This is a genomic window from Variovorax sp. P4_D9, assembly GCF_056401695.1.
This window is the reverse complement of the sequence record NZ_JBFUIU010000664.1, coordinates 1-4906: the sequence shown is the minus strand read 5'-3', so window position 1 is coordinate 4906 and position 4906 is coordinate 1. Positions and strand designations below refer to the sequence as shown.

Below are 4906 nucleotides of genomic sequence, written 5' to 3'. Positions count from 1 at the left end.
GTCTAGTTCCGGCGACGGGCCGTCTCTWCAAGCCGCGGGCGCCGCGCACGACTCCCGTTCGATTAGCCGCATGTCGACCACCGCCGAGTGAACCTCTGGAGCCTCGTTGTGCATCCTTGTCAGCAGCATCGAAGAAATCTCGTCCGAGAGCGAACGGATGTCCCATGCAAGCGCAGTTATCGATGGACTGTGGAGCTCGGAGAATTCCGTGTCGCCGATGGAGACGATGCTCACGTGCCCGGGGATGCTCAACTTGGCCGACCTGATGGCGGCGAGCGCGCCGGCGAGGATTCGAGTACCGAGGCACAGAAACGCAGTGGGCCGGTCCTTGCGCGCCAGTATGCGAGCCGCTTGGTCGGGCGGAAAGTTCATCGACGAATCGGCAAAACAAATCAGGGTTGGGTCATACGCCAAGCCAGCTGCAGTCAAGCAGTCTTGGTAAGCCTGCACCCGGTCCCTGATTGGTTGAATCTGGCTCCCAGGGGTCATCAAAGCGATGCGCTTGTGCCCGAGCCCAATCAGGTACGCGAGTGCTTCAGTGGTGCCTCGATAGTGGTCAACCTTGACTGCGCCCAGTTGCTGCCCGCCATCACGGTCGAAGAGCACCGTCGAGATGTCTCGGACCTCGTCGATGACGTGCGCCACCGAATCCGTTTGACAGGGGCCAAGGATGATGCCGTCGACCTTGCGACTCTTGAAAAAGCGAATCAGCTGGACCTCGGTGGCAATGTCGTTGTTCGAGCTGGCAACGAACAGTGCGTAGCCCTGCGCAGAAAGTCGCCGCTCGAGCGACTTAACCAGGCGCCCATAGAAAGGGTTGGAAATGTCGCTGACGATGATGCCGACCGCATGACTCTGCTTGGACCGCATGGTGCGCGCGATGGCATTGGGTTGATAGCCCAGCTTCGCCGCCACGTCGCCGACCTTCTTGATGGTGTCCTCGCTGACGCGACCCGTCCTATTGAGGGCTCGCGACGCCGTGCTGATAGAGACGCCTGCCAATCGAGCGACGTCATGGATACCGACTGCTGACATCTCAACCTTTCTGCAACCCCAAAACTCTACAAGAACTAGCGGCCTGCTCGACTCGTCGGGTTAGCCCCAATGAATCCAACACCCCATAGTATCTACCATGCGGAAACGTTTCTGCAACGGTGAGGCATAAGTAGCAGGAGCACAAATGACAACCCCAACATCCATCACGAAGCAAGAAGAGCTGCTGACGGTCAACATCCAAGATATGACCTATGTACCCGGCGCTGCGCCCGGTTCGGAAATCATTCCGCTGTTCCTTGACCGCGAGTACGGCATTTGGGTCCTGTATGGGAAGTTCGCGCCTGGCACGAAGCTGCCCAAGCACTTCCACACGGGCACCGTCCACTTCTTCACTACGAAGGGGCTGTGGAACTACGTCGAGCACCCTAAGGACCCGCAGACAGCCGGTAGCTACCTCTACGAACCAGCAGGTTCCATCCACACCTTCTCGGTGCCCGACGACGCGAAGGAGGCCGCCGAGGGCTTCATGGTGGTGTACGGCGCCAACATCAACTTCGATGGAGATGCCTTTCTCAACATCCGCGACGCAGGTGCCATCGAAGACGGGATTCTCAGCTACGTGAAGAGCAAGGGACTGCTGGTTCCGGGCTATATCACGCCCAAGGGCGCCGACTTCAAGAACCTTCAAACCCACGCAAACAAGTGAGCGACACCATGAATACTCGGAGACATTTCCTCGCACAAAGCGCTGCCATCACCCTCGGGACCCTCGCATCCTCGGCGTGGTCTCAAGCAAAGTGGACGGCCAAAAAGCCGATTACTCTGCTTGTACCAGGCCAAGCCGGGGGTAACTCGGACATCTTGGCTCGCCTGGTTTCTACCGCCATGGGCACCTCCCTTGGTCAACCAATTGTTGTCGATAACAAACCAGGCGCTTCTGGGACCCTCGCCTCGGCCCTCCTTTCTAAATCGCCGGGCGACGGTCAGACGCTACTCGCCGCCAGCAGCGACACACACACCGTCTATCCGCACTTCTTCAACAACAAGAACTTCCACCCAGAAGGCCACGTGCCAGTGGCGGTCATCTCCTTCGTGCCGTTTGCCCTGGCAGTGCGCAAGGACCTCGAGGTCAAGAACCTGAAGGAGTTCATCGCGCTAGCAAAAGACAAGCAGATGACGTTCTCCACGTGGGGCGTGGGAACGACCGGGCACGCGGCAACGATGCTGTTCATGCGAGCGTCCGGGGTCAAAGAAATGCTGCACGTCCCGTACACGGGCAGCGCGCCGGCCATTCAGGCGCTTATGGCCGGCCAGGTCGACGCCATGATGGGCGCGATTCCTTTGATTTCCTCAGCGCGAGGCCAACTCAAGCCGCTGGCCGTGATGTCGAGAGCCCGCTCGCCCGCACTAAAGGACATCCCGACCTTCGAAGAGTCGGGCTTGGTCATCAACGAGACCAAGGAGTTTTGGGTAGGCATCGTTGCGCCAGCGGGTACCCCGGATGACGTAGTCAACGCAATCTCTGCCGAGATTCAGAAAGCGATGGAAACACCTGCAGTGAAGGCTCGAATTGAAGAACTCGGTGCCATTCCACAGTTCGTCGGCCCCAACGACTTCAGGCAGGTCATCAGGAAGGAATCCGAGCAGTGGGCCCAAATCACGCGTGACGCTGGCATCAAGCAGCAGGACGTCTAGAAAAGCGCAGGCTCGGTCAGCCTCTACACGGCTGCTGGCTGAGCCATCGCGTTGCAGTGAGGGGCTGGAGAATGAAGCAACTTAAGTTTGGAAACACCCGCGTCGACCGGGTCGTAGAAATTGACAACTTCTGGGTGGACCCGGCATGGCTCTACCCCAACATCGAGCCAGGAGTGGCGGCGCGACGTCAGGCCGAGCTCGGGCCTAACCTCATAAGTCCGGGTGACTTCAACCTCAACTTGAGCTTCCACAGCTACCTCATTCGCACCGGAACCGCGAACATTCTGGTCGACGCGTGCAATGGTAATCACAAGGATCGACCACGTTCCAAATGGCAGCACATGTTCAAGTCGAACGACTACTTGAGCAATCTGGCCAGGCTGGGCCTGACCCCCGGTGACATCGACATGGTGCTGTGCACGCACCTTCATACTGACCACGTTGGATGGAACACGATGCTCAGCAACGGGAGATGGGTGCCAACCTTCCCCAATGCTAAGTACATCTTCGCGAAGCAGGAGTTCGAACACTACCTGCGCCTGCACGAGACGAAGCCCGAGTTCCCCGTCAACCAAGGCTCCTTTGTAGATAGCGTCTTGCCGGTCGTCGAGGCCGGCCAAGCGCTGCTCGTTGACTCAAATCACCTAGTTGAAGGTGACTTGGTAAAGGGTGTGTGGCTGGACGATGCGAAGGGGCACACACCGGGGCACGTAACGGTGAATGTCAAGGAGGGTGGTCAGCACGCGGTAATGACCGGCGACATCTTTCATCACCCCATCATCTTCCTAGAGCCGGGGCTCATTAACACCGGAGACTGGAATCCGGAGCTGGCAAGAGACACGCGCCAAACGCTTGCAGAGCGATTTGCCGACACGGATACGCTGCTACTAACTATGCACTTTCCGGCGCCTACGGCAGGTCGTATCCACTCGTGCAACCACGGGTTCACGTTCAAGTACCTGCGCTAAATACACGGCGCTATTCCCAAACATCAGGAGACATACCTTGAAGGCTATATACACACTCGTTCTCGGGCTGGGTCTGGCGTACGCCGGGCACACCTGCGCGCAATCCAGCGACTATCCAACACGGCCCATCAAACTGTTGTTACCGTTGTCCGCCGGTAGTGGCGGCGACGCCATCGGCCGAATGCTCGCCGAGTCCATGGCGAAGAAATTGAATGGCTCAATCTATGTCGAAAACCGCGTCGGGGCAGGTGGCACGATAGGAGCCGCTCAGGCGGCCAGGTCACCGAACGACGGGTACACCATCACCATGGGAGGAATGACATCCCACATCATCGCGCCGGCGGTGTATGCCAAACTTTCGTACGACCCCGTCACCGACTTCAGCCAAATTGGGAGAATCGGGACAGCTGGGGTCGTGGTGGTCTCCAGCATTGACTTTCCAGCGAAAAACCTCAAGGACCTCATCGCCAACTCCAAGGGACAGGACAAACCCCTGCAGTACGGCACATGGGGCCACGGGTCAACGGGTCATCTCTGTGGTGAGGTCCTTGTCCAAAAGGCGGGCGCGCGGCTGGACCATATCCCATTCAAGTCCTCAGGTGAGCTCGTGACGGGTCTGCTCGGAGGGCACATCCGAGTGGGCGTGCTGGACATGGGAACCGCATCTCCGTTGGTAAAGTCCGGGAAGATTCGCGCTTTGGGAATTTGTGGCAGCCGCTCGCCCAGCATGCCGGAAGTGGGCACCTATCCGGACCAAGGTATTGACTTTCGTAGTGAGCTGAGCTGGACCCTGCTCGCCCCTGCTGGCGTCYCGCCAACCATCGTGAACAGGCTGACCGCCGCACTTCGCGACACCCTTGCAGAAAAAGCAACTTCCGACCGTCTGTTCGACTTGGGTGTCCAGCCGGCCTACCTCCCGCCTGACGAGCTACGCAAGCTCATGCGCGAAGACATCGCGATATGGAAAAAGGTGGCGGAGACTGCCAACGTGAAGCCGGAGTAGACGCTCCACGAACAGGCTCGACAACTTCCAGTAGCGGGAGGTCGGGCCTGAACGCGTTGCAGCCATGGCTTCGCGCCTGGCGTTCTCTACAACTTGACGCTCTGGTAGCGGCTCCAGCGGGCGTGCCACCAGAAGCTCAGCTCCTGGCGTTGAGCGTCTGCTTTCACAAAGCCAAAATTGTCCGCAATGGTCTCGGGCACGCACCGGAACTTGCACGCGAACGACCGCTGGGGTCTTGCCCAGC

Annotated in this window: 5 protein-coding genes; 4 read left to right on the top strand and 1 reads right to left on the bottom strand. The window is 58.9% G+C overall.

The genetic code is table 11. The features are described from left to right. On the bottom strand, positions 1–1035 hold a 1035-nt coding region (locus AC1DY5_RS42030; RefSeq protein WP_478120354.1), incomplete at its 3' end, for a LacI family DNA-binding transcriptional regulator. Positions 1036–1180: 145 nt separating this feature from the next. On the opposite strand from AC1DY5_RS42030, the gene AC1DY5_RS42025 reads away from it, so the two are divergent. The 4 genes from AC1DY5_RS42025 (at position 1181) to AC1DY5_RS42010 (ending at position 4662) form a co-directional block, all read left to right on the top strand. Continuing rightward, positions 1181–1702: a 2,4'-dihydroxyacetophenone dioxygenase family protein gene (locus AC1DY5_RS42025; RefSeq protein ID WP_478120353.1), complete on the top strand. Its 522-nt coding sequence runs from the start codon at positions 1181–1183 to the stop codon at positions 1700–1702. 8 nt (positions 1703–1710) lie between these two features. Next, complete coding sequence (locus AC1DY5_RS42020) at positions 1711–2691, top strand: Bug family tripartite tricarboxylate transporter substrate binding protein (protein WP_478120355.1); 981 nt, start codon at positions 1711–1713, stop codon at positions 2689–2691. A gap of 71 nt (positions 2692–2762) precedes the next feature. Beyond that, a complete protein-coding gene (locus AC1DY5_RS42015) occupies positions 2763–3659 on the top strand; it encodes an MBL fold metallo-hydrolase (protein WP_478120352.1) in 897 nt (298 codons plus the stop codon). Between the two features lie 37 nt (positions 3660–3696). After that, positions 3697–4662, top strand: a complete 966-nt coding sequence (locus tag AC1DY5_RS42010) for a Bug family tripartite tricarboxylate transporter substrate binding protein (protein ID WP_478120351.1) — start codon at positions 3697–3699, stop codon at positions 4660–4662. Positions 4663–4906 lie beyond the last annotated feature (244 nt).

What these genes read in the sequence shown, in the direction of transcription:
- AC1DY5_RS42025 (WP_478120353.1), top strand. Translation starts at nt 1,181, where the DNA reads ATGACAACCCCAACATCCATCACGAAGCAAGAAGAGCTGCTGACGGTC.
- AC1DY5_RS42015 (WP_478120352.1), top strand. Translation starts at nt 2,763, where the DNA reads ATGAAGCAACTTAAGTTTGGAAACACCCGCGTCGACCGGGTCGTAGAA.
- AC1DY5_RS42020 (WP_478120355.1), top strand. Translation starts at nt 1,711, where the DNA reads ATGAATACTCGGAGACATTTCCTCGCACAAAGCGCTGCCATCACCCTC.